General features: G+C 55.8%; 13 protein-coding genes. 2 read left to right on the top strand and 11 right to left on the bottom strand.

All coding sequences use genetic code 11. The annotated features are described in order from the left end of the window. Positions 1 to 3: 3 nt before the first annotated feature. From ACMTNU_RS11055 to ACMTNU_RS11005, 11 genes are all read right to left on the bottom strand, one after another. Positions 4 to 6,450, bottom strand: coding sequence for a glycosyltransferase (locus ACMTNU_RS11055; RefSeq protein ID WP_413935308.1), 6,447 nt, complete (start codon positions 6,448 to 6,450; stop codon positions 4 to 6). Positions 6,451 to 6,471: 21 nt separating this feature from the next. Beyond that, a complete protein-coding gene (locus ACMTNU_RS11050) occupies positions 6,472 to 8,088 on the bottom strand; it encodes a B12-binding domain-containing radical SAM protein (protein ID WP_413935307.1) in 1,617 nt (538 codons plus the stop codon). A 46-nt stretch (positions 8,089 to 8,134) separates the two neighbouring features. Then, complete coding sequence (locus tag ACMTNU_RS11045; protein WP_413935306.1) at positions 8,135 to 9,964, bottom strand: thiamine pyrophosphate-binding protein; 1,830 nt, start codon at positions 9,962 to 9,964, stop codon at positions 8,135 to 8,137. A gap of 21 nt (positions 9,965 to 9,985) precedes the next feature. Then, positions 9,986 to 11,494: a B12-binding domain-containing radical SAM protein gene (locus tag ACMTNU_RS11040; protein WP_413935305.1), complete on the bottom strand. Its 1,509-nt coding sequence runs from the start codon at positions 11,492 to 11,494 to the stop codon at positions 9,986 to 9,988. Beyond that, positions 11,481 to 12,683 carry a pyridoxal phosphate-dependent aminotransferase gene (locus ACMTNU_RS11035; RefSeq protein WP_413935304.1) on the bottom strand — a complete coding sequence of 401 codons (1,203 nt, stop codon included), beginning with the start codon at positions 12,681 to 12,683 and terminating at the stop codon, positions 11,481 to 11,483. Before ACMTNU_RS11035 ends, ACMTNU_RS11040 begins: the two co-directional genes overlap by 14 nt. Positions 12,684 to 12,735: 52 nt before the next feature. Beyond that, entirely contained in the window at positions 12,736 to 13,467 is a 732-nt protein-coding gene (locus ACMTNU_RS11030; RefSeq protein WP_413935303.1) for a sugar phosphate nucleotidyltransferase, read from the bottom strand. Further along, on the bottom strand, positions 13,464 to 14,534 hold the full coding sequence (locus tag ACMTNU_RS11025; RefSeq protein ID WP_090750196.1) for a kinase: 1,071 nt from the start codon (positions 14,532 to 14,534) through the stop codon (positions 13,464 to 13,466). The genes ACMTNU_RS11030 and ACMTNU_RS11025 overlap by 4 nt, the downstream gene beginning before the upstream one ends. Before the next feature lie 33 nt (positions 14,535 to 14,567). After that, on the bottom strand, positions 14,568 to 15,515 hold the full coding sequence (locus ACMTNU_RS11020) for an NAD-dependent epimerase/dehydratase family protein (RefSeq protein WP_413935302.1): 948 nt from the start codon (positions 15,513 to 15,515) through the stop codon (positions 14,568 to 14,570). Positions 15,516 to 15,530: 15 nt separating this feature from the next. After that, complete coding sequence (locus ACMTNU_RS11015) at positions 15,531 to 16,484, bottom strand: NAD-dependent epimerase/dehydratase family protein (protein ID WP_413935301.1); 954 nt, start codon at positions 16,482 to 16,484, stop codon at positions 15,531 to 15,533. Continuing rightward, positions 16,481 to 17,677, bottom strand: a complete 1,197-nt coding sequence (locus tag ACMTNU_RS11010; protein WP_413935300.1) for a DegT/DnrJ/EryC1/StrS family aminotransferase — start codon at positions 17,675 to 17,677, stop codon at positions 16,481 to 16,483. The genes ACMTNU_RS11015 and ACMTNU_RS11010 overlap by 4 nt, the downstream gene beginning before the upstream one ends. Positions 17,678 to 17,856: 179 nt before the next feature. Then, positions 17,857 to 18,579, bottom strand: coding sequence for a flagellar brake protein (locus ACMTNU_RS11005; RefSeq protein ID WP_413935299.1), 723 nt, complete (start codon positions 18,577 to 18,579; stop codon positions 17,857 to 17,859). Positions 18,580 to 18,821: 242 nt separating this feature from the next. Here ACMTNU_RS11005 and ACMTNU_RS11000 point away from each other — a divergent pair, with 242 nt between their 5' ends. Both ACMTNU_RS11000 and ACMTNU_RS10995 read left to right on the top strand, forming a co-directional pair. Beyond that, on the top strand, positions 18,822 to 20,111 hold the full coding sequence (locus tag ACMTNU_RS11000) for an HD-GYP domain-containing protein (protein ID WP_413935298.1): 1,290 nt from the start codon (positions 18,822 to 18,824) through the stop codon (positions 20,109 to 20,111). Beyond that, positions 20,111 to 23,032, top strand: coding sequence for a response regulator (locus ACMTNU_RS10995; protein WP_413935297.1), 2,922 nt, complete (start codon positions 20,111 to 20,113; stop codon positions 23,030 to 23,032). Before ACMTNU_RS11000 ends, ACMTNU_RS10995 begins: the two co-directional genes overlap by 1 nt. Positions 23,033 to 23,130 lie beyond the last annotated feature (98 nt).

Raw genomic sequence — 23,130 nt, 5'->3', positions numbered from 1 at the left:
GAACTAAGACGAGGCGCCTTCCATGGCAAGCGCCGCTTCCCTTCCAGCAATGGCCTGGCTAAGCTGACCAAGCCCGTCATAATGTGGGTCGACCTTGCACAGGGCATCATATTCCCTGCGAGCGGCTTCGATCTGCTCGCCGCGTAACAAGACGCTGGTGAAGGCAAAGCGTGCAGCAAGATCCCCTGGGTTTCTGGTCGTATACACATGCAAGCGCTCACCCAACTCCTGCCAACGATTCTGCGCTGTCCCTGCACGGAGCAGCCAATGGATCGCCTCCCCATCATCGGGGTATTCGACCAGCACCTCAAGAAACCGCTCCCAGGCCCCTTGGGTGTAGGCTCTCCCCATGGCGGCCATGCCCATACCCATCAGACATTTCCTCCGCTCGGCACCTTCGCGAATCGCCGCAGCAAATGCCGTCTCTGCTTGTTCGTACTGCTCCCGCTGCATACAGGAAATGCCCTTAAGCAACAGGCCTTCCCCATGATCGGGTGATGCTGCCAGAAGGATTGTGAGATGTTCCTCAGCACCAGACAGATTGTGCTGTTCGAGAAACATACGGATCAATTCAAGTCGCTTGGCCGGCTCATCGACCAAGGCCACATATCGTGCGAGAAACTGTGCCCGATAGACTGGCTCTTGCAGCCGCTCAGCCACCGTCGCACCCCAGGCCAGGACAAATCGGTCGTTCGGCCACTCATCAACTAGAGCAAGTTCTCGCCGTACCGCCTCCCAATCCTTCTTCATGGCGGAGGTTTGCGTCGCCGCCACATGTGCCCAGGAGGCACCATCCCTGGTTTCCTCCCTCAGCACAATATTTCCGTCTGTTTGCCCTTTACGGGCAATGCGTTTTATGTTGTAGCCATCGATATAGAAATGCCGATCTTCGTCTGCTGCCCACCACTGAATACCCCACCGGTCTAAGAAACGGGCCGCGTTTGCATTCTCATGCGTCATCCGCCCAGGCGTTTGGCTTTCAAGGTGCACAACGACGCTCCTCGGTTGATACACAACCTGGTACCCACGTTCTCTCACTTTCAAGCACAGGTCCGCGTCTTCAAACCCGTTGACGTACCCTTCGTCGAATCCTCCGAGTTCTTCAAACAAGATACGTCTGGTCAACATGCAGGCCGCCGTGACAATTTGGAATTCCCGACGCCGATTCACGGCCGGATGGTCACCGGAAAACTTTTGGTAGATATGGTAAGGCAGGCGATCCTCAATATCTCGAACGACACCGGCATGTTGAACTGTGCCGTCAGGGTACAAGAGCTTGCTGCCAACAATGCCGACCTCTGTATGCGCTTCGACTTCATTGACGAGCGCCTTCAGCCACCCGCGTTGGGGAATCGTATCGTTGTTCAAGAAGACGAGATAGTTCCCCGTCGCCGCCCGGGCGCCCTGGTTGCAGGCCTTGGCAAATCCCAGATTCTCCTGATTACGGATGATGCGTATATCGCCCGCGAGAGAGGCCAGCACCTCGGGCGTACCGTCCGTGGACCCGTTATCCACAACGATCACCTCAAACGTCACATCGGTGGTGGCACAGGCAAGAGCCGTCAGACATTGCCTGGTCAACTCCGCTCCGTTCCAGACGGGAACAATGATGGAACAGTCGAAGTGTGACGGCCGCGTCTTGGCTCTCAGTTCGGCCAGCCGCTGCTCCTGCGCCGCACGCACGTCCGGCACTCGTTCGGCATAGGGCCGGTACTTGCGATAGATGATTTCCGTGGTTCGGTAATAGGTCTGCTGGGTGCCGCTGGTCATCGAACTGCCGTCGGTTCTCCAGGTAAACTCCGCCGTAATCTTCTTCACATGCACGAACTGAAACTTCATCGCCATGCGAATCCACAAATCCCAATCTTCGTGGGCAAACAACGATTCATCAAATCCGCCGACGTCGTCCAGACAGCTTCGCTCGTGCATGACGCACAGAACCGGAAAGTAATTGCCGACCAGCAGATTGGCCGGATTGAAGTCATACGAGTAGGGCAGATCCCGGCCTACCTCAAAATACTGCCCACCTTCACTCTGCTCATGAACACGCCACGCGTCCGTATAGGCAACTTTACATTCGCTACCCACCAGAACCTTCACCAGCGTCTCCAGGTGGTTGGGCAGATATCGATCGTCATCGTCCAGATAGGCAACATATTTCCCCTTGGCTGCGCGTAGCCCGGTATTCCGTGCCGCGGCGAGGCCACGATTGCGATCGTGCTGAATGTACATGATGCGCCCGTCATTGAGCGCCGCCACGGTCGCACCAACATCGGTCCCTCCATCGTTGACCACCACGATTTCAAAGTCCTGATAGCTCTGTCGGAGAACGCTTTGGAGGGCCTCTGTCAAACGGTCAGGCCGATTGTACGACGGCAGAATGACCGAGACTTTCGGCCGGCGCAGGAAGGTAGCCGGTTGATTACACTTCACACGCTGACAAGCCCACACCTGGTAGATCGGCAACAGCTGCATGGACTCGAGCTCAGCCGGAGTCGGTGCCGGCACATACCGCAGCCCAGGCACTTCGACATACACCCGTTCCAAACCAAGCTCGGCAAATCCTTGTCGACAAAATAGCTTCCGTAGGTCTCCCTCCGTCACCCAGTCTTCTACCGGCTGATTCGGCGGTGCAATGGTTTTCCACTGCTCCCACATTTCACCGCGCGGTGTAGTCAGGACTACATATCCTTCCGGTGTCAACAGCGCGGCAAGCTGGGCCAGAAAGAGATCTTTCTCTCCGTGAGGAACATGTTCAAGCACTTCCGAGCATACGACGACGTCGTAGGGGGCAAAGTCCGGACGGGCTAAGACCTGGTCAGCCGTGCCGGCTTCAAACCGCAGGTGGGGGAACAATCGCCGCGCATGCACCACCACATCACTCACCGGCTCAATCCCTTCGCAGCTTCCGTACATGGACACGAGATTCGTGAGCCACCCGCGTCCACATCCCACGTCCAAGATACGCAAAGCCTTATCAGGATTCTGCCGTCGAACCTGTCGCAGAATACATTCGAGAAACGATGCAATCTTGCTCCAGCGTGCTGACTCGTCCACATTCGGCTGGGGTGTCGACCAAGCCGGCGCATTGACGAAGAGATTCACGTAAAACCGATCGGAATCCATCGATCCCTCCGAAGTGTTGTGAGGAGGCCGCGTTGCGGCCGATGCAATTGCTGTGTGACCCACGTCCTCGCTGGCGGTGAGGTCCCGCAGCGCTCTATGCCTGCGTAAGTTCCGCATACCCTGCTTCACTTCCTCGGGTGTCACAAACGAGGCGGTGAGCTGCCCGGTTGTCAGTAGCTCGATCCAACCTCGTAGCACATGTGACCAATCAAAGGAGGCTGCCCAATGCGCTCGACCGAGCTCACCCAATTGCCGCCGCAGATCCCCATCCTCCTTCAGGCGCATAATGACTTCGTGGAAACTGCTGAGCGTGGCAACCAGCCCACCTGCCTGTTCGTGAACCGTCCCGCAGCCGGGAGTGGCCAGCCATGGAAGACCGCAGCTCATTGCTTCCAGCACGACTAAGGGCGATGCTTCACTGTGGGATGCCAAGACCAAGACATCGGCGGCCCGCATCGCGGCGGCTATCCCTTCAGCGTCTAGTCCGGGAACGTACAGCACGTCCGGCCTTCCGGACAGTGCGCTCTGGACTTGACGAACATATTCCGTTTCTTCAGTTGGTCTGCCGATCATCACCAACTGAGCATCCGACGGCAGCCTGTTCAACTCGGTCAGCAAACCCAGATGGTTCTTAACCGGATATAGGTTCGCCACGTGTAAAATAAGGAAACGGTGTGGCGCAATACCATATTTTTGACGGAAATCCTCACGAGGACTCACCGGCATCGTACCGTTTGGCAAATACACCGGTCCGACACCCTGTTCTTTCATGAAGCGAGCATCTTCGCCATCTTCCGAAAGCACAACGACCGCCTGTGCTTGTCGCGCGAGTTTGTGGAACAAGGGGCGCAAGAAATCATCCTGTTTCAAGTCATCAAGGGTTTCCTCATTCATCGTCGGCTGGATAAACAGCTTTGTCTCCGCTGGGAATGGTGTCGTGAGTGCTCCATAAAAGAGAGCGTTTGACGGAGCCCCAAGTAAGAGGCAGGCTGCATAGCGTCGGCTTTGCAATAATTTCTCCACTTGAAGAATGCAAATCCGATGGTCGTCGACAACCTGATCAAAGTTTGCGAGAGTTATTATTCGTACACCCTTATAATTATCCAGATATCGTCCAATGGTCGGATAAGTGGCGACATCGACTTGATAGCCCTGGCGGAGAAGACCCATACTCAGTTGCTCTGCCACCCGCTCTACTCCACCAGTTGAGGGCCAGAAGAACGGCGTCACTATGAGAATGTTTTTCGTGTGGGACCTCCCGCAGCCGATTGGTTCAGTCGTCGTTGGAGCCACTGGCGTGGTCGAAGTGTGCCCAAGACTTGGCCGTACAGATTGCATATGGTCATGATTCCAGTTCACCTGTGCAAAAGGAATCGGTGGGTTACCGACAGGAATGCCGGTTTTGTCGGCATCGTATGGTTGAGTCGTCGGAGGTGTGGACACAAACAAACGCTTGAATACATCCAATTCTATGAGCCCGTACCGGCGAGCGTCCTTCTCGCAGTCCGGGGCATGGGGGGCGCTAATAATTCCATGAGCCGCACCGAGTAGCGCAAAGAGTTGAATGATGTCACCACTCTCTCGAAAGCGCTCGGCTTTTCTCCGCACATCTGAGGTCAACGTATTCCACTGTCTGATATCTTTCTCATACATCGTCTTGTAACGACGATAGATTGTTTCGGGTGTATAGAAGGTTCCATGCCGTCCCTTCACATCAGGATGAAGAATCCACTTGATACCTAGTTGTCCCATCTGTTCGAGCAGATCCATCTCGCTGGCCTTACGGTCTCGGAAGGACAATCCCTTCAAGAGGGCCGTCCGGTAGATCTTGACCCCTTGGATGTTGATTCCCCGATCTTCGTCATAGAGATGGAAACAGATCATGCCGACATCGTCTGGAGCCTTCTGCATAACTGCTTCCATCGAGGCAACCGCGTCCGGTTGCAAGACCATGTCCTCATCGACCTGGATAAAGAACTCGGTCGTGCAAGCCGTGATCATCTTCTGCGCCGCCGCACTGAACGGGCTTACGTTGCTGATGATATCCAGGCGGAACTCCGTCCCGCGCTGTGCTTCGAGCGCCGCCTTGCACGCCGGAAAGACTGGATCGTCCACCGTAAGCACAAAGACTGTTGTTTTCTGATCATGCCCCGCCGACTGAGGAATCGGGAGTACTTCCAATGAGTGTTGTATGCCGTAGTCCGGACGCACGCCGGATTCGATCCAACGCAGAGTATCTGCCAGCCGTCTTTCGCTCGTATGATAACGCCGCATCTTTCGTTGAGCGTTCACCGCAATGCGGTGGGCCAAGTCGCGATCGCGCAGTACCCTCTCAAGACCGGCATGAAGCGATTCTGGATCATCCGGCGCAAAGCACAGAACCTCCTCGCCTTCGGCAAACAACGAGTTATTGAACGGATGATCCGGCACCTGATAGGTGAGCACAGGACGACCGGCGGCCATGCCCTCGTACACACGACCGCCATAGAACTTTGCCAAACTTGGCAAATTCACAATAGCGGCCCACTGCTGAAGCTGCGCCATCCACTCTCGAAATTCACCTTCGCGCACCTCCTGCAGCATGGTGACATAGTCTGTGATCTGGTGTGTCGGCATGGCCGCAGGGGAGGACCAGCGTCTGATTGCCGAAGCTTGCAGCTGGTCGAACCAGGTCTGATAACGAGTCGATGGCGCGCCGGGCCCCACAAACGTCATGTGTGCCTGCAACCGTGCGTTTTCTACCCAGGCCCGTCGAGGGCCGTATGGATGGCCATGGAACACACCAGTTGAAAAGCGCGGCTCGGACGTACTCGGAACGATGAATCGTTCAGGCACCATCGTCGGCCACCATAAAGACTGAACGCCAGCGCGCTGCGCCAAGGGTTCGACGTCCCGTTCGTCCGGTACCAGCACATGTGTGAAAACGCTGGCCTGCTCCGCTACTGTCTGCATTCTTCCACGAAGATGTCCCGCCCAGTCATAATCGGCTTCATCATACGTCAGCGACTCCATCACGATCCCAACACGGACCGGCGCCAGACCGGAGATCCACTCAAGTATAGATACAGTCAAGGGCGCATGGACGAGCCAAACCCACACTTGGTCGAATCGTTGGCCGTCGACCGCAGCCCGGCTTTGTTCGAGCCATCGCTCCGGCGACAACGACGCATTTGCGAACAATGGTAACGTGGTGCAGGTCGCACCGGCGGCACGCAAACCTTCACCGACACCGAAACAGGCAGGATAAGTCCAAGCTCTCGCCTGAGCCCAGGTCGGAAACTCCAACTGCAGCAACAACACCTTTGGTGCGGTACGACGATTCATCCGCGTTAGTCCTGCCTGCGCTCAGCCGTTCGGCCTGGCTGGCGATCCATAGTGGCCGGCTGGAGCGACAAGGTCCCTCTCCGGAGATTCGATCTGTAAGAGGTCTGGTGAACTGGTCATCGGTGCCTGATCAGCCATCATCGCCACCGGCATATCCTGAACACTCCCGAAACCACCATCACCCAGACTGACCAATTGCTCACTCTGCCGTTGACCGGACGGCGCGAACAGCTTCTTCGACAGAAGCCGTGCGACTCGTATCAACATAAGCGATCCCCCGATCGCACCATGCTTTTGGAGCATAGGAATCCAGCGCCAGGGGGCGCTGTAGATGCTGACAAAACCTTCGTTTTGCAGATCGATTAAATCTTGAGGTGTCAGATCGCCGACGGCCGTGACGGCGGACCCATAGCGTCGATACTCTGAAAAGTCCTTCGTCATCAACTTCACACCTTTATCCCCTTTTACCGCCAATTCGTGAAACTCTGTTCCTGGATACGGCACGGCAATGGCAAAGTTTGCCTGTTTGACTTCCCGCGCATTGCGTAGAAACCGCAGCGTCGCTCGAACCGTATCCCTCGTCTCGCCAGGCAGCCCGATCATCACGCTGTTCAAGGCTTCAACACCGTACTTATTACAGATACCATTGGCCCTGACGTAGTGCTCCAATGGCACCTGCTTCTTCATGGTTCGCCGGATCTCAGGATCTACCGTTTCCAACCCAAAGGACAATCGAATTAAGCCGCTCTGCACCAGACGCGCCATAATCTCGTCCTCAACGAGATTCGCCCGGGTGCTGCCTTCAAACGTGATCTTCAATCCTTCCTGGTCGATGAGGTCACAGATTTCCAGAATATGGTCCTTCCACAATGTCATCACGTCATCGACAATATAGAAATGTCTGGTCCCAAACCGCTCAACCACCTGCTTTATTTCATCGACCACCGAACGCGGTGACCGCACTCTCATTTGGGTTGTCTTCAAGGCCTCGGATGCACAGAAAATGCATTTCCAGGGGCAGCCTCGCATCGTCTGAATCGACGTGAACGGCAGTCGACCACGAAGCGTGCCTAGCTTGTACAACGGCATGTTCAGGCGATGCCTGGCGGGAGCCGGCAGTACATCCAGATTGGTAATATCCGCTGGCTGTCCCGTCGAAACTACCCGACCTTGATCTCGATAAATGATCCCGGCTACGGATGAGAGATCTTGCTTCTTCTCATACCGGCTGAGAAACTCCGGCCATGACTGTTCGGCTTCTCCAATAAACGCATAGTCAAATGCGGCAAGCAGCGCCTGTTCCTTCATGATGGTGATGTGAGGACCACCCACGGCAATTGGAATGTGCGGGGCGATGCGTTTGATCCCTTCCGCAACTGCCTTACTGATATGGAAAAATGGACTTGTCGCAGTCAATCCGATCATGTCTGGTTTGAGCGCCACCGCCCGTTGAGCCATGTCCTCTAGTGTGATCTGCTCGGCTTCACCGTCCATGATGGTCACCTCGTGACCATGCCGTTCGGAGATCGCAGCCAGCAGAGCCAGATTCAGCGGAGGCCAGGTCGAGTTCCGTCTCGCAAAATGACCAAACAGGCCGTAGGATCCTGTCCAGCTTGGATAGAGGAAAAGCACCTTCATCTCATACCTCCGGTCCGTCCCGCTCGAATGATCACAAACTCCATCCTCACGGCTGCATCGACTTCACAACATCTGGATATTCTGGACACATCCATCCTTCCACCGGCTCGACCACCATGTTGTCCCTGAACTCCTCGCGCGAGAGGTAGGGGTACATGTCTTCGATCGGCGTCTTCCATCCGAAGATTCTCGGTTCGTAGGTATGGTACTCATCCATATCTACGTCACAGACCACCGGTCCGTCGTACTGCAGCACTTCATCGATCTTGGCGTCCATTTCGGCATGGTTACCGATCGCCACTGTTTTGATGCCATACGCCTCTGCCAATTTAAGAAAGTCTGGCGGACGATACCCCTTCGGACCGCAAGCCTCAGCACGCCCCTGGAAGTTGGTCTCCTGATACGCTTTGGTGATCCCGTAAATATGGTTGTTCAAAATGAACGTTTTGACCTTCACACCATAGTTGAGGAACGTCTGCAACTCTTGCAGGTTCATATTGAAACCGCCGTCACCGATCGTGCAGACCACCTGGCGGGTTGGATCCGCGAACCAGGCCCCCATGGCTCCGGCAAAGGAAAAACCCATCGGCGAATTACCATTGTTCGTCAGGTTGCGCTGTCCGTACTTGGTCTCGAATGCATGGTTGCTGACGACGATGTTGCCGCCGCAATCACCGACCAGGACGTCGGTCGCACCCATCTTCTCGGACAGGCGGCGCATGAAGGCATAGGGGTGGACCTTTTCTTTCTGCTTGAAGAAGTCGGAGCGCACGGGATCGTACTTCCGCTTCCATTCCATCACCCGTTCGGTCCAGCTCGCACGGTGAGGAATCGCTTTCGGATTCTTGTCCAGCGCGACCAGCAGCCGCCGCACGAACGCCTTGGCGTCGCAGAGGATGTTGACGTCGAACGGCACTTGCTGGAACTTCCGCTGCACCATAGCCGGATCGATTTCGACCAAGTATTTTCTGGCCTGCCTGGCAAAACTCTGCACATTGCCTCCCGTGATGCGTCCGGAAATCCGGCTGCCGATCGAGATCAGGAGATCGCTGTTCTGAATGCCGAAGTTCCGCCCAGCACCTCCGTAAGTCCCGATACGCCCGCCATAGAACTCATAGTCGGACGTAATAACGTCCAACGCGTTCCAGGTCGGGAAGCAAGGAATCTTCAACCGACGTCCCAGCTCGCGAACGTCGTCCTGCGCGTCAGACAGCCGGACGCCCCCGCCTACGAGGATAACCGGCCGTTCCGCCCATCGGAGATCATCCAGCAACTTGTGGATCTGCCGGTCCACCACATCCAGGTCGTAGCCGGCGACGGCTGGCGGCTCGAACCCAACCAATTGCTTCACATCAATCTTGGCTTTTTGAATATCGAGCGGAATATCGAGTAAGACTGGCCCGGGGCGTCCGCTTTGGCAGAGCCACAACGCCTTTTCCACTTCGTAGCGGACGTCCTCCGCCTTCACGAGCATCTTGGCGTACTTCGTCACCGGCGCTGCCATTGCAACGATGTCCGTTTCTTGAAATCCGACCTGCCGAATCGAAGGATCAGGCCGCAGAAACCTCGAGTTGATCTGACCGGTCAAAAACACACAAGGAATCGAGTCATAGAAACAATTCCCCATCGATGTGAGAAGATTCATGCCACCTGGTCCGCTCGTCGCGATCGCCACACCGGGAATGCCTTTGACCTTGGCATACCCTTCCGCGGCGAATCCGCCGGCCTGTTCGTGCATGACCGCCACATACTCCGTGGCTGCCGTCCTGGTGAACGCATCGATCAAGTCGCCGTTGGCCGCGCCATAGACGACGAATATCTTGTCGATGCCTCGTTCTGCGAGCGTATTGATAATGTAGTCCGCCACTTTGATCATAGGACTCCTTCGCGGCTTTGGTCAGACCGCCGGTATGGCCGTGGCGTCGTGATGACGCCGTTGGACGTGATGAGAACACATCTCCATGACATGATCAGCCACATGCGGGCCAAAAGTCCGGTGCAGCAACCCGAGATACGACGGGTGCTGGAAATACTCCAGAAATGCTCGATCACGAAAATCCAATACGTCGGTGGCCGACAACTGTTCAGTCGGTAAGGGCAGCGCCTCATAGGCATGCTGTGAATACCCGATCCACCCTGGTCCTCCTGAATCATCAGGCAGCGGCCACCCCTTGTCTCTTGCCAGGGCATATAAGGGTGATCCCGGATAGGCCATTGCACAGTAGAAATTGGCCCACTCCGTGTTCAGTTCGAGCGCCAAATCCAGTGTCGTCCGCATGCTGGCCAGCGTGTCGTCAGGCAACCCAAAAATGTAATTGGCCGCGACATAAATACCATGCGACCGAATGCGCTCTACCGTTGCGACGATCTCCCGGTCTCCGAACCGCCCTTTCTCTACGCCGTCGCGGACATGTTGGCTGCCGGACTCGATACCCAGCCCCAGCCAGTTGAACCCAGCCGCCTTCAGTTTTTCGAGGACCTGGTCTTGTACGGTATCCACACGAGCATAGGCCCAAATATTAAGGTGGTAGCCTCGCTCAATGATCCGGTCGCAAATACCCAGCACATGCCGCCGGTTCAACACAAACATCTCGTCCGGAATCTTGATGTTGGTGACGCCATAGTCTAGGACCAGCCGATCAATCAGACGAATGACATGATCGGGACTCCAGGTACGAAGCATCGGCGTGTCAAACGGCGCATTGATGCAACAAAACGAACATTTAAATGGGCATCCCAGGCTCGTTTGTAACGAAGCGTAGGGGCTGCGCGCCTCGAGACGGTCGAAGCAGTGCCAATTGTGGGCACGATAGCGACTCATCTCGAGCAACTCCCAGCCTTGCCCCGACAACTCCCGGTCCAGATCGGCAATCAGCGGCGCAGGTGGATTCGAGTGGATCTGACTCTGCTCCTGATACCACAAGCCCGGCACGTCCTTGAGCGATCCCACACCATCCCGCAGTAGCCGCAGAAGTCCCAGCACAGTGTACGGTCCTTCTCCCTGACACACGTAGGTATAGGGCTCTTCCAGCAGTGTTCGTCTGGGCAACGCCGACGGATGCGTCCCCATCACCAGCGTCGGAACATCTGACAAAGCCCGCAGCTCTTCGCAGACGCGCCTCCCAGCCGGCATGCATTGCGTTGAAGCAGAGGGCTGCTGTCCATAAATGACGAACACCACCAAGCGGGGATCGGCCTGTGCAATGGCATGGGCGGTTTGCACATGGGTAAATCCTTTCGCCTCCGCATCTAGAATCCCGACGTCATACCCACGATCCCGAATGAAGGATGCCATCATTCCTGCCCATACAGGGGGCTCAATCGCAGCCAAATCGCGACTGAGACTCTGATAAACCTGCACACGGCTTGGTGGCGTCACAAACAGGACATCACTACGCTGCGACATGCATGCCTCCAACATCATGGGCCAATGCCACGACACGTCGAACACCTTCCATGACATCCTGCTCTTGTCCGCAGGTGGCGATCCGGATAAAGGTGGAGCAGTTGGCGCCAAAACTTCGTCCCGGTGTCACCGCGGTATGTCGTTCTTCCAGCAGCTGTTTACAGAACGTCATATCGTCCAGGCCCGTCCCACCGATATCGACAAACAAGTAGAAGCCTGATTCCGGCGAGGCCGTGCGCAAAATTCCCGAGCCGTTGACAGAAGCGGCACACGTGCTTGCCACGCGGTTACAATGTGCCTTGACCTGCGCAACGTATTGATCGAGTATCGGAAGACCCGCAAGACATCCCAGTTGAGTGAACGCCGGCAAACAGGAGATTAGCGTGGATGATGAGAGTGCCAGCTTCTCTGCGACTGAAGGATGTGCGATCGCATAGCCGATACGGTATCCAGGAATCGAACACAGTTTCGAAAAAGATGACATCACGACCAACTGAGGCATGTCACATGAAGCCAAACTGAAGAATGGCCAACTGAAAGACAACTCGCCGTAGGTTTCGTCGCTCAACAGCCAAATACTCTCCTGGTCACACCGTTGCGCCAGCAGTTCCAGCATTGCCCTGGTATAGACGGCACCTGTTGGATTGTTGGCGGAATTGACAATGATGGCTTTAGGAGATGCAGAGATGGCTGCTTCAATATGTGCCTCAGACAGATGAAACCCGTTGTCTTGCGCCAACGAAACTGATGTCACGTCAAGACCTATGTGCGCCGTCGCCGCCCAATACGATGGAAATGCCGGAGTGAAGAGCACAACTCTGTCGCCGGGATTGCACGTGAGGTCCAGAAACTGGCTGATCAGCAAGTTCGCCGGGCTGATCACGACATGACTGTCGTCGAGGATTCGTCCGGTTCTCAAAGCGTACCGAGCAGCCAGGGCGGTCCGTAATTCGCGAAGGCCTCCCATCGGGGTATACCCAAGTTGCCTCCCCCGGACGGCCTCCACGGTCGCCTCGATAATTTCAGTGGGAGGTGCCATACGCGGGTTGCCCAGCTCAAGGTGATAGACATATTGCCCGTCCAGCTCCAGGCTCTGGGCTCGATCCAACACCTTGAACATCTCCTGGCCGATGAGCCGATCTCCTCGAGAAGAAAACGGCAATGTCGTCAATGCATGAGAATAGGTCATCGCAATCCTCTGCGGCTCACAAACTCTTCCATCCGCCAGTTTCTGACGGCGATCATGACAGGACTCCTCCCCGCCACTCATGCCGAGAGCTTGCGAACTCTGCCAGCCGCTCCGGGGTGCCGATATCGTATAGCGCGACGGTGCTGACAAATCCGTACACGCCGCGAGGCAGCAACGCCGGGAGCACGTCTCTTTCAATGGATGAGAGGCGATGATCCGGAATCTCCTTCAGCACATCCCTCCTGAACACATACAGACCGGCATTGTGATATTGCGGCACCGTACCGGGTTGTTTCTCGGTGAACGCCGTGACTTGTGCGTGTGAATTGACCGTCACAAAACCAACGTCACTCCGTGCTCCTGCTGAGGCTAGTGCGATGGTTGCCCATCCTTGCTTGGCAGCATGAAATTCGAGCAGCTGGTTCGGATCAATTTCGATCAACGAATCACCGTTGACAACCATGAAAGGATCGCTCTGGATCAGGGCGGCCGCATGCTTGACAGCGCCCGCCGTTCCCATCGGGAAAGGCTCATGCGAAATCACTACTTCATAGGGATGCCGTATACCGGCGTATCGCTGGGCGATATGCCCACCCAGGTATCCAGTACACAGAATAATACGTGTCATTCCGTGAACGACAAAGTGCTCAAGAATGAAATCGAGAAAAGGTCGGTCATGAATTAGGGCCATTGCTTTCGGCCGGTCGCTCACCGCCGGACGCAGCCTTGTGCCAAGCCCACCACACAGAACGACGAGATCACAACCACCGGCACCTATGGTCATGCCGCTTTCTCCAACGGGAATGCGTTCCGACCAGCGGCGGACGCCTGCTCATCCGTCCATCCAAAGTCCCGCACTATCGGTGTTTCCTGTTGATAGAATACGATCTGGCTGCCAAGCCCTTCGAATCGGAAGGGAACCCGAAGAAGCCCAGGCAAGGCAGCATGGATTCTTTGATGCACCTCCGGTTTGGCGAAGAACAGCATAAATCCACCACCCCCTGCACCAAGCAGTTTGCCGCCAAGCGCTCCCGCTCTCCTTGCTGCATCGTAGATGTCGTCGATCATCGGCGTGGTGATCTGGGACGTCAGACCTCGCTTGACCATCCAAGCCTCATGCAGCAACTCACCGAACTCACCGAGATCGCGATCTCCAACCATGATCGAGATACCCTCTTGAACCATCTGTAACATGGCGAAGAGTTCGACACGCCGCTGCTTTGTTTTTTCAATTTGCTCCTTCGCGATTTCGGATGCTGTGCGTGAAAATCCTGTAAAATAGAGCAATAGATGATCCTGAAAATCGGTCAGTCTCTCCGGTTTCATCACGAGCGATGTGTATCCGATGTCACCGTTCGATGAAAAATTAACGCGGCACAACCCGCCGTGCGCCGCCAACACCTGATCCTGGCAGCCGACGGACTCCTGCAAGACGTTCTGTTCGATGTGAATCGCTGTCTGAGCCAATTCTGCTTTGCTCGGCATGGTGTGTTGCAAGGCGTACAAGGAATGCAATAGGCCGACGGTGAACGAAGAACTCGATCCCAATCCGGTGCGCGCAGGCAAATCACCATCGTGGTGAATTTCAAGACCATCGGTTATGCCCATATGCTGGAGTACACCACGGACCGCAGGATGTTTGATCTCATTATTCGATTTGGCTTGCTCGATACGTGAGTAGGCAATGCGTGTCCTGTGTTCAAAGAACGGCGGCAGATACCGGCAGGAGATGTAACAATACTTGTCGATGGTCGTTGCCAACACAGCGCCCCCATGTTCCCGAAACCACACCGGATAGTCGGTGCCACCACCGAAAAATGAGATGCGGAAGGGTGTGCGGCTGATGATCATCGTACGACTCCCCTCTGTGCGATCGTGCTGGCCTTACACATTGCCGTATCCGGTTCCGCCGATGACGGTGTAGCACTTAGTCAGCTCCCGGATGCCACGTGCGAGCGACCAATCGGGTGTGAAGCCTGTGGCGAGTATCCGTTTGTTGGAGACGATGTAATCCCGCTTGTCCGGATCTTCCCCGATCGGGGCCTCCGAATAGACGAACTGCGGCACCTGCCGTTTGATTTCAGCGCACAGTTCCAACTTTGACAAGTTGGCATCGTCCAGCCCGACATTGTATGGGGAGTCCTTCATGGAGTCGAAATGCTCGATCGCATGGAGGAAAGCCTTGGTCACGTCCCGAACATGAATATAGTTGCGCTTACAGTGGCCTTCGAAGACTGTGACGGCTCGATCATGGACCGCCCGCCAGACAAAATCGTTCACGAGGAGGTCCATTCGCATCCGGGGCGAAGCACCGAAGACCGTCGCAAGCCGAAGCGTGATGGCATTGCCCCGATCGAGTACGACCCGTTCGGCTTTTACTTTGGTCTCACCGTAGAGACTAATGGGACGGAGCGGCGACTCTTCGGTGCAGGGAATTCCAGGTTGACCGATCCCATACCCACTGTTGGTGACAGGAAAGATGATGCGCTGAGTCGGCGAAGAGAGCTTACACAGCATGTGAACCGCATCCAAATTAATCGAATAGGCACCGATTCGGTCCCGATTGCACAGCGGTGCACCCACTAACGCCGCCAACGGAATGAGGATATCGCCGTCACGAATCACATCCGTCATGAGTCGTTCATCCCGACAATCACCGCGGATCACGCTAAACCTGTCGTCGCTGCAACAATCCAGGAGGCTATTCTGTCGGTACATGAAATTGTCGATGACCGTGACCCTATACCCGCGATTGAGTAAGTGGCGAGACAGCACGGATCCGATGTAGCCTGCTCCGCCCGTGATCACGACATGTTCTTGCAATGTCATCATGTTCCTGTTGACTCCTTACGAATGACCGCACAACGACGACTCAAGATGACGCTGGGATCGTCCGACCTGTCGGCTGAAAAACCATCGCACGGTCTCTGTGAGCCCATCAGTGAGACTGGTGAATCGGTTGCCTGGAAATCGTGCTTCGAAGGTAGTACTCCGCAAGCGCTTTACGAGCATCCCTTCCGGCTTGGTGGCGTCGAAGACAATAGGACCGTGATAGTCCATGACCTGGCCGATCGTACGGGCGAGGTGAGCGATCGAAATTCCTTCGTCCGGAGTCACAATGGTCGTACCTGATCCCCAGGCACCCGCTAGGGCTCCAAGAGCTAAACGCGCCACATCATCGACGTACACAAATTGACGAACGGCCCGTCCAGTACCCCAGACCGTAAAACCAGCGTCGTTCGTCTGGGCATCATGACAACGGCGGATCAGCGCGCCCACCACATGCCCCGATTCCAGGTCGAAAGAGTCATGCGGCCCGTACATGGTCACAGGTGTGAGGCTGTTCCACGCAAGTCCCGCTTCCGTGGCCGCGAGCCTGACGTGAAGGTCGAGCATGCGCTTTGCATAGGCGTAGCCGGCGTTTCCGTCATAGGGCGATGCACTCAGCAAGTCAGTTTCCGTAGTTTGGCGATCCGCATAAAAGGGAAACGCGCAACTGGATAACATCGTTGTGAGACGCGGGATGCGCAGCTGCCGTGCGGCCGACAAGACAGCCGTGTTGATCAGCATGTTCTCTTCGAGAAACCGCGCATTGTCGACGGCATTGGCTTTGACCCCTCCGACCACGCCGGCCAAATGCAAGATCTGGCCGGGCTGAATAGATTGCAACAGCCGCTCGGCGACGCTTCGATCGCGAAGATCTCCGTCCCGCCTGGACAGGTAGACCGCATCAGGTCTCAGACGGCGCACGGCCTGCCCTAACAACCCCGATCCACCGGTGACAAGTAAGGGAGCTGTCACGCTGCCTCCAGAACGATAGTGGAAATCGTCGCAATGTCCTCTTCGCTCAGGCTTGGGTGATTCGGTAGAAAGAACCCACAGTGATGAATCCGATCGGCGACCGGGAAACTGGCTGCCCCATAGCGGTTCATCCAGAACGGATGCAGACCAAGATTGCCGGCTGAGAAAATGCGTGTCTCCACGCCACGGGCAGAGAGGGCTTGGACGATGCGCTGCCGTTGTTGACGAGACTCCGCCAAGAGTCCGACAGAAATGCTGGCTACTTCACTATCTGCCGGATGACGTTGAACGTAGAAACTTCCACTCAAGCGAGCCAAATAGCGAGCATGGTTCTGCCGGCGCTGCTCCGTCATCCAATCCAGCTTTTCCAGTTGCCCGATCCCGATGAACGCGTTCAAGTCTGTCGACCGGAGGTTGAAGCCGGGCTCATAAAACACAAAGGGTGAATGAAAGTCATCGATACCGTATCGCGTTACAAGCGAGTGATGTGTCGCTCTGTCCAAGTCCTTGCTCCAGCCGTGGCTTCTGAGCATGAGCAGTAGATCTCTCATCTTGGAATCATCGGTAGAGACCATGCCGCCCTCGATCGTCGACATTTGATGGCCGAAGTAAAATGAGAAACTGCCCATATCACCAAATGAGCCGACTCTCCGCCCCTCGTAGGTCGCTCCGATTGCCGCACACGCGTCTTCGAGAAGCACGAACTCATAGCGAGCCTTCAATGCCATCAGTTCCCGCATTTTGTGAGGGACACCAAGCACTTGGACGAGCATGACGGTCTGAGCGTGATGCTGTTTTAGCAGCGTTTCGAGATGATCTAAGTCGAGACCGAACGTCTCCGAATCGGCCTCACACATAATGGGCTCAAAACCGAATTGGATCGCCGGCGCAATCGATGTGACCCAGCCCACGCTGGGAACGATCACTTTCTTGTTACGCAACCGCCCTGAGGCCAGGAGCGCGTAGTACATCAAGAGATTGGCGGACGACCCAGAGTTGCAGAATATGGAGTGCGAGGAATTCAACCAGTTTGACCAACGCGACTCAAAGTCGCACGTAACAGTCCCCTTCGTTAATCGTGGATAGGTACGAAGCCACTCGATCAGGCGATCAGTGTCGTGACGGTCGATTGTGTCGTACGCCAAACACCATCGAGGATTGAGCTCGTGTTGCGTCGTAGGTGGACCGTTCATGATGCTCTCTTCCTTGAGATCAGATCTGCGCAGAAACGTACTTCAAGACACATGCCAGACAGACGGCTGGACTATGGCGTCTAGACGAGGGTTTTTTGATTTAGAAGACGAATAGGTCGGCAGTATTTGCCGGTCTGAAGGGAAAACAATTCCTTAGGAAGGCTGAAGGGTTTCTACTGTCAAGACAATGACAGCACCATCGTTTTCTGTGTCGCCCACTGCTCGATCGCACTCTTGACCGACCCTCCCCAACCTCGATACTCGATATATTCCATTTCGTTGAACCGAAACTCAATCCCAATCGTTTCACTACCATGTCGTACATCGACGTTTTTTACGACTCCTGTCAAATTGGTAATGTGCCCGAGTCCAGGAAGTTCGAACTCCAGACGAACTGCCGATCCTGACCGCAACCACGCCGGTCTTCGAACCAAGGTCACACTGCAGCCTCCCCCGCTGAGATCTTTCAGTAAACCGCCAAAATAGCTGTTCCCAGGTAATACGGAAGAAGAACCGCTCGCCGTGTCCGCTTGCATCAAAAGAATCGGTTCGTTGGCGGAGGCTCTGAGATGCTTACGCAGGTGCATTTCCTCTACGTTCTTCGGGTAGGCCACGAAGAGTAACGGCACCGGCGAGGTAATCAGATCGCGAAACTCACTCCGGTACCCAACCAACTTGCCGTCATGAAGATAGCTCACGGTGCATGGAGTCCCGCTCTCAACCCGCTGGTCGTGACTCAGCGGGAGCGGCCATTCACAGACAAGCCACGCGTGATCTTTCCAGCCCAACAGCGTGGAGCCATACATCACTTTCTGCCCATCAAGCGTCAAAGACAGTTTGATGGCCAAGCCCACTGATAAGAACGATGCTGGAGAGGGAGTCGCCTCGACTAAGTCGTTCATCTTGTTCCTTCCTCGTTGAGCAATCGTTACAAACACTCGCTGATGGGCTCTATCGGTCCAGCACAGACTTTTCTTGAGCAACAAGGATACGAGATGGAACATATTGATTCAGAATGAATTCCAACGCGCACCGTCTTGCACACACCGATCAAGTTCACTGTTTCTTTCGCCGATAACGCACGCGAACCAGCTGCAGGATAATAGTCCGTTCGACGACGTCTCCGACCTGGAGTCCACGATCTATGGCTACCAAGCAGATTTCAATCGACCAGCTGATCCTCGGTATGTATCTCGTTGGCATGGACGTTCCTTGGTATCGCACCCCCTTCCTGTCTCATAAATTTCCCATCAAAGACCTAGACACCATTCAACTCATGAAGCGTCATGGAATCAGGATGGTGACGATCGACACCAGTAAAGGGCTTGATGTGCCATCGTGCCCCCCCCCGACCAACCCGGATACCCTCGAGCGCCACGCACAGCCGGAACCCCCTCCGCTTGACTCGGTCGCCTCTGTTGAACCAGCCCCGCCTGCGAACACGACCGCAGCCGGTGGAGTCGCGAGGCATGATGCCGGTCAGCCGCCCTCGGTCATCTATGCCCAAGCACAGGAAGCGGTGGAGCGCATCTTCACTGATCTTGAACGTGGCATTCCTCCCTCACCCGAAGCAACCAAAGCGATCGTATCGATCGTTCTGGAGCACGTACTCAGCGACCATGCTGCGATGGCCACTCAGCTCGCCATTCAAAAAATCAAGCAGTTTGATCGATCCCTGACGACCCATGCACTGGATACCTGCATCCTGTCGCTCATCGTGGCTCTTGAGAGCGGACTGGATCAACCGACACAGGAACTCGTTGGAATGGGGGCCTTGCTGCACGATACGGGCTATGTGCGGCTTCCTCGGAATCTCGTGCGCAAGCGAGATGAGTGCACCGGACAGGACAAGACTCTTCTGGAACAGCACTGCAAACTGGGAGTCGCCGTGCTCGCTGAACAACCGGGGATGCCTGAGGATGTCTTGCGCATCGTCAAGGAGCATCATGAGCGGAGCAATGGAAGCGGCTTTCCTGCCGCCCTCCAGCACGACCAAACTTCGCAGCTCGCACAGATTGTCGGTATCGTCGACTATTACGACGGCATGGTGAGCCGACGTGGTACACGCCCCTCCATGATGCCGCATGACGCCGTTCGACAACTGTTTCTGGCCGGAGAGCGAGGCCAATTCGAGAAAGCTCTCGTAGAACTGATGATTCGAAGCATCGGCGTATACCCTGTGGGAAGTTTGGTCAGGCTCAATACCGGAGAACAAGCGGTGGTCGTGGGAGTCAACCCTCAGCAACGACTCAAACCACTCGTCAAAATCACGACCGACCCACAGGGAGGCTCCTACCCCACACCGATCGCGGTGGATCTCGCTGCACCATCTGCAGACCACACGGTACGTTCCGTCCTCCGTGTGCTCGATCCCACTCGTGAACGAGTCAACATCGGTATTCACCTGGATAATTCCGACTTGCGAGCCGCGTAATGCCGCGATCCCAGAAAAAGCATGAACCATCCCGCCGTCGGGCGGGAATCGACTCGTGGCGTACTCCCAACATTGCCAACCTGCTTGAAGGCTTACCGATCGGGGCCCTTCTCCTCAACCCAGATCTCACGATTCTCGCCGTCAACCGGGAGGCACGCCGGTTCCTCGGACCACGATCACGGCTCCCGATGAAACAATCTTTTCCCGCCTTCTGGTCGACGCTCACGTCGTCCGATGCCGACATGATTACGGCACAACTGACCAGAGTCTTACGAAGCGGTCATCCAATTGCCTCGAGACAACAGCTCCACATGAAACGAACGGGCGCCCTCATTCCAGTCGAATGGACATGTACGCCCAATATGGTCGGTGACGTCACGGTGCTGATGATCTGCGTCCGGGACTTGTCTCAAGAAATGGAGGTCAAACAGGAGCGTGACCGCCTCGCCGCCATTGCGCATGAAAGTCCCTCACCCATGATCGAGTTGGACCGACATGGCAGCCTCCTGTATGCCAACCCTGCCATGATCTCGTTGCTCTCCCGGTTCGGCTATAGCCTCGAAGGATTTCCCAGCGTGGCACCCGCACAGCTCATGACGATCATCCAGCGATGCCTGTCAACCGGCCAAATCCTGCACGGAGAAGACGTCCTGCTTCCCAAAGCCAGTTTTTCATGGACATTTTGTCCGGTCCTCCCTCACGGAGTCGTCCGTGGGTACGCAACGGATCTGACTACCGTCTACACGACACAACAGGCACTCCAGGAAACCGCCTCTCAACTTAGTGAGAGCAATCAACGCCTCGATCAGGCGCTTGAAAAGGCGACGGAGTCCGCACGCGTGAAGTCCGCATTCTTAGCCACGGTCAGTCATGAACTGCGTACACCCATGAACGGGGTGATCGGCATGACGAGCCTACTCATGGAGACTCCGTTGACGCCTGAACAACACTCGTACGCTGAAACCATTCGCCAGTGCGGCGAAGCCCTCTTGCAGTTGATCAATGACGTGCTGGAATGCAGCAAAATCGAAGCCGGGAAACTGGAGTTAGAGTGCCTGGAGTTCAATCTGAGAACCACGGTTGAACAGGTGCTCGCACAGTTTGCCGAGCGGGCAGAGACGAAAGGAATCGAACTTACAGGACTGGTACACGCGGCCGTTCCTACAGGGCTAAAAGGAGACCCGGGACGCCTCCGGCAGGTTCTCACCAATTTGGTTGCGAATGCCGTAAAATTTACGGGCAAAGGTGATGTGGCGCTCCAAGCGTATCTTGAGGAAGACCTCACGGATACCGCAGTGATCAGATTCGAAGTCACTGACAGCGGAATCGGCATGAGTTCGGCGACACTCGACAAGCTCTTCCGCCCGTTCGTTCAAGCAGACAGCTCGACGACAAGAAAATACGGGGGGACCGGCCTGGGTCTCTCGATTTCAAAGCAGCTGGTGGAGTTGATGGGAGGTCAGATTGGTGTCCGGAGTATCGAAGGTCACGGAAGTACCTTCTGGTGTACGGCACGCTTTCAGAAACAAGCTGGCTCGCCCCGTGCCATTCTTCCATCCGGTGAGCTCGCAGGAAAACGAGTCCTGATTGTCGACGACAATGAATCGAACCGAATGATTCTCCACCATCTTGTTTCCGGCTGGGGAATGATGGACGACCTCGCCGAAGACGCCGAGTCAGCCTGGCACCGTATGACAGAGGCCAATCAGAGAGGAACGCCATACGATCTCGCCATTTTGGACGTCGTCATGCCTGGAAAGGACGGCTTACAGCTCGCGCGCGAGCTCAATAGCCATCCAGAGCAGTCTCACACACGCCTTGTGGTCATGACATCCATTCTCCAGCGCGGGCACGCTGAACAGGCCCGATCATCCGGTGCAATGGGCTACCTCCCCAAGCCTGTTCGTCACGACGAGCTACGAGAGTGTCTCAGAACCGTTCTTGGGATGCAGGATGACCAAGAACGGATAACCGAGCAGAGCGGTTCGATTGTCCCACAGCTGGTCACGCGACATACCGTTGCCGAGAACGTTCAACATCAACATGTGCTGGTGGTAGAGGATAATATTGTCAACCAGAAGCTTGCCGTGCGGATGGTCGAGAAGCTTGGTTACCGACCGGATGTCGTCGATAACGGGCAGGAGGCCTTGGCAGCATTGGCCAAAGGGCGATATGCCGCCATCCTGATGGACTGTCAGATGCCCCTCATGGACGGCTTTGAGACGACCAGAATCATTCGCGAACGCGAGGCATCCGCCACGCTGTCGCATTTCGAGTTGCAGCTTTCAGAGTCTGGGCCGGACAAGGTAGGCGGCCAACAGGAACCCTACAGCCCGCCACCTGACACTCGCCGACATATACCGATCATCGCCGTCACCGCCAATGCCATGCAGGGCGATCGTGAACGCTGCTTAGCCGCCGGCATGGACGACTACCTCTCGAAGCCGATCAAGCTCGACGAACTACGGGCCGCACTCGCGCGCTGGACACCCGCCCCACCTGAGAAGGTCCATCCGATCAAGCCGGTACTCCCTCCGGGCACAACCGATCCTGCCCGAGGCATTTTCGATCACGCACAGATGTATCAGAATATTGGGAGTGACACTGAGTTGTTTGGCCAACTCATCCGTCTCTTTTTGGATCGGTATCAAACGATGCTGGCCGACATTCGAACGGCTCTGGCTGATGGCAATTCGTCGGCCGTCGAGCGATCAGCACACACCTTTAAAGGAACTGCAGGAAATCTCTGTGCTTCAGAGGTCGGATTGATCGCCAGTCGTCTCGAGGCAGTCGGCCGCCTTCAAGCGCTTCACGATGCGCCCCCTGTGTACGCACAACTTGAGATCGAAGTCGCGCGACTGGTCCAAGTACTGGAATCCTATCGCAATGGGTACCCTGCCCTCACGAAGGCTGCGGCCTAATCCATGATATTGACGAGCACCGCTTCTGCAAGCACCACGACACACCTACGATAATGTTCGTCGTTTGGTGCGTGGTTTCACGTTGCAAGTTCAACGTT

It is taken from the genome of Nitrospira sp. BLG_1 (assembly GCF_047338595.1).
Taxonomy (GTDB): Bacteria; Nitrospirota; Nitrospiria; order Nitrospirales; family Nitrospiraceae; genus Nitrospira_D.
Note: the sequence above shows the minus strand (reverse complement) of the source record. Positions and strands in the feature narration are given on the sequence as shown.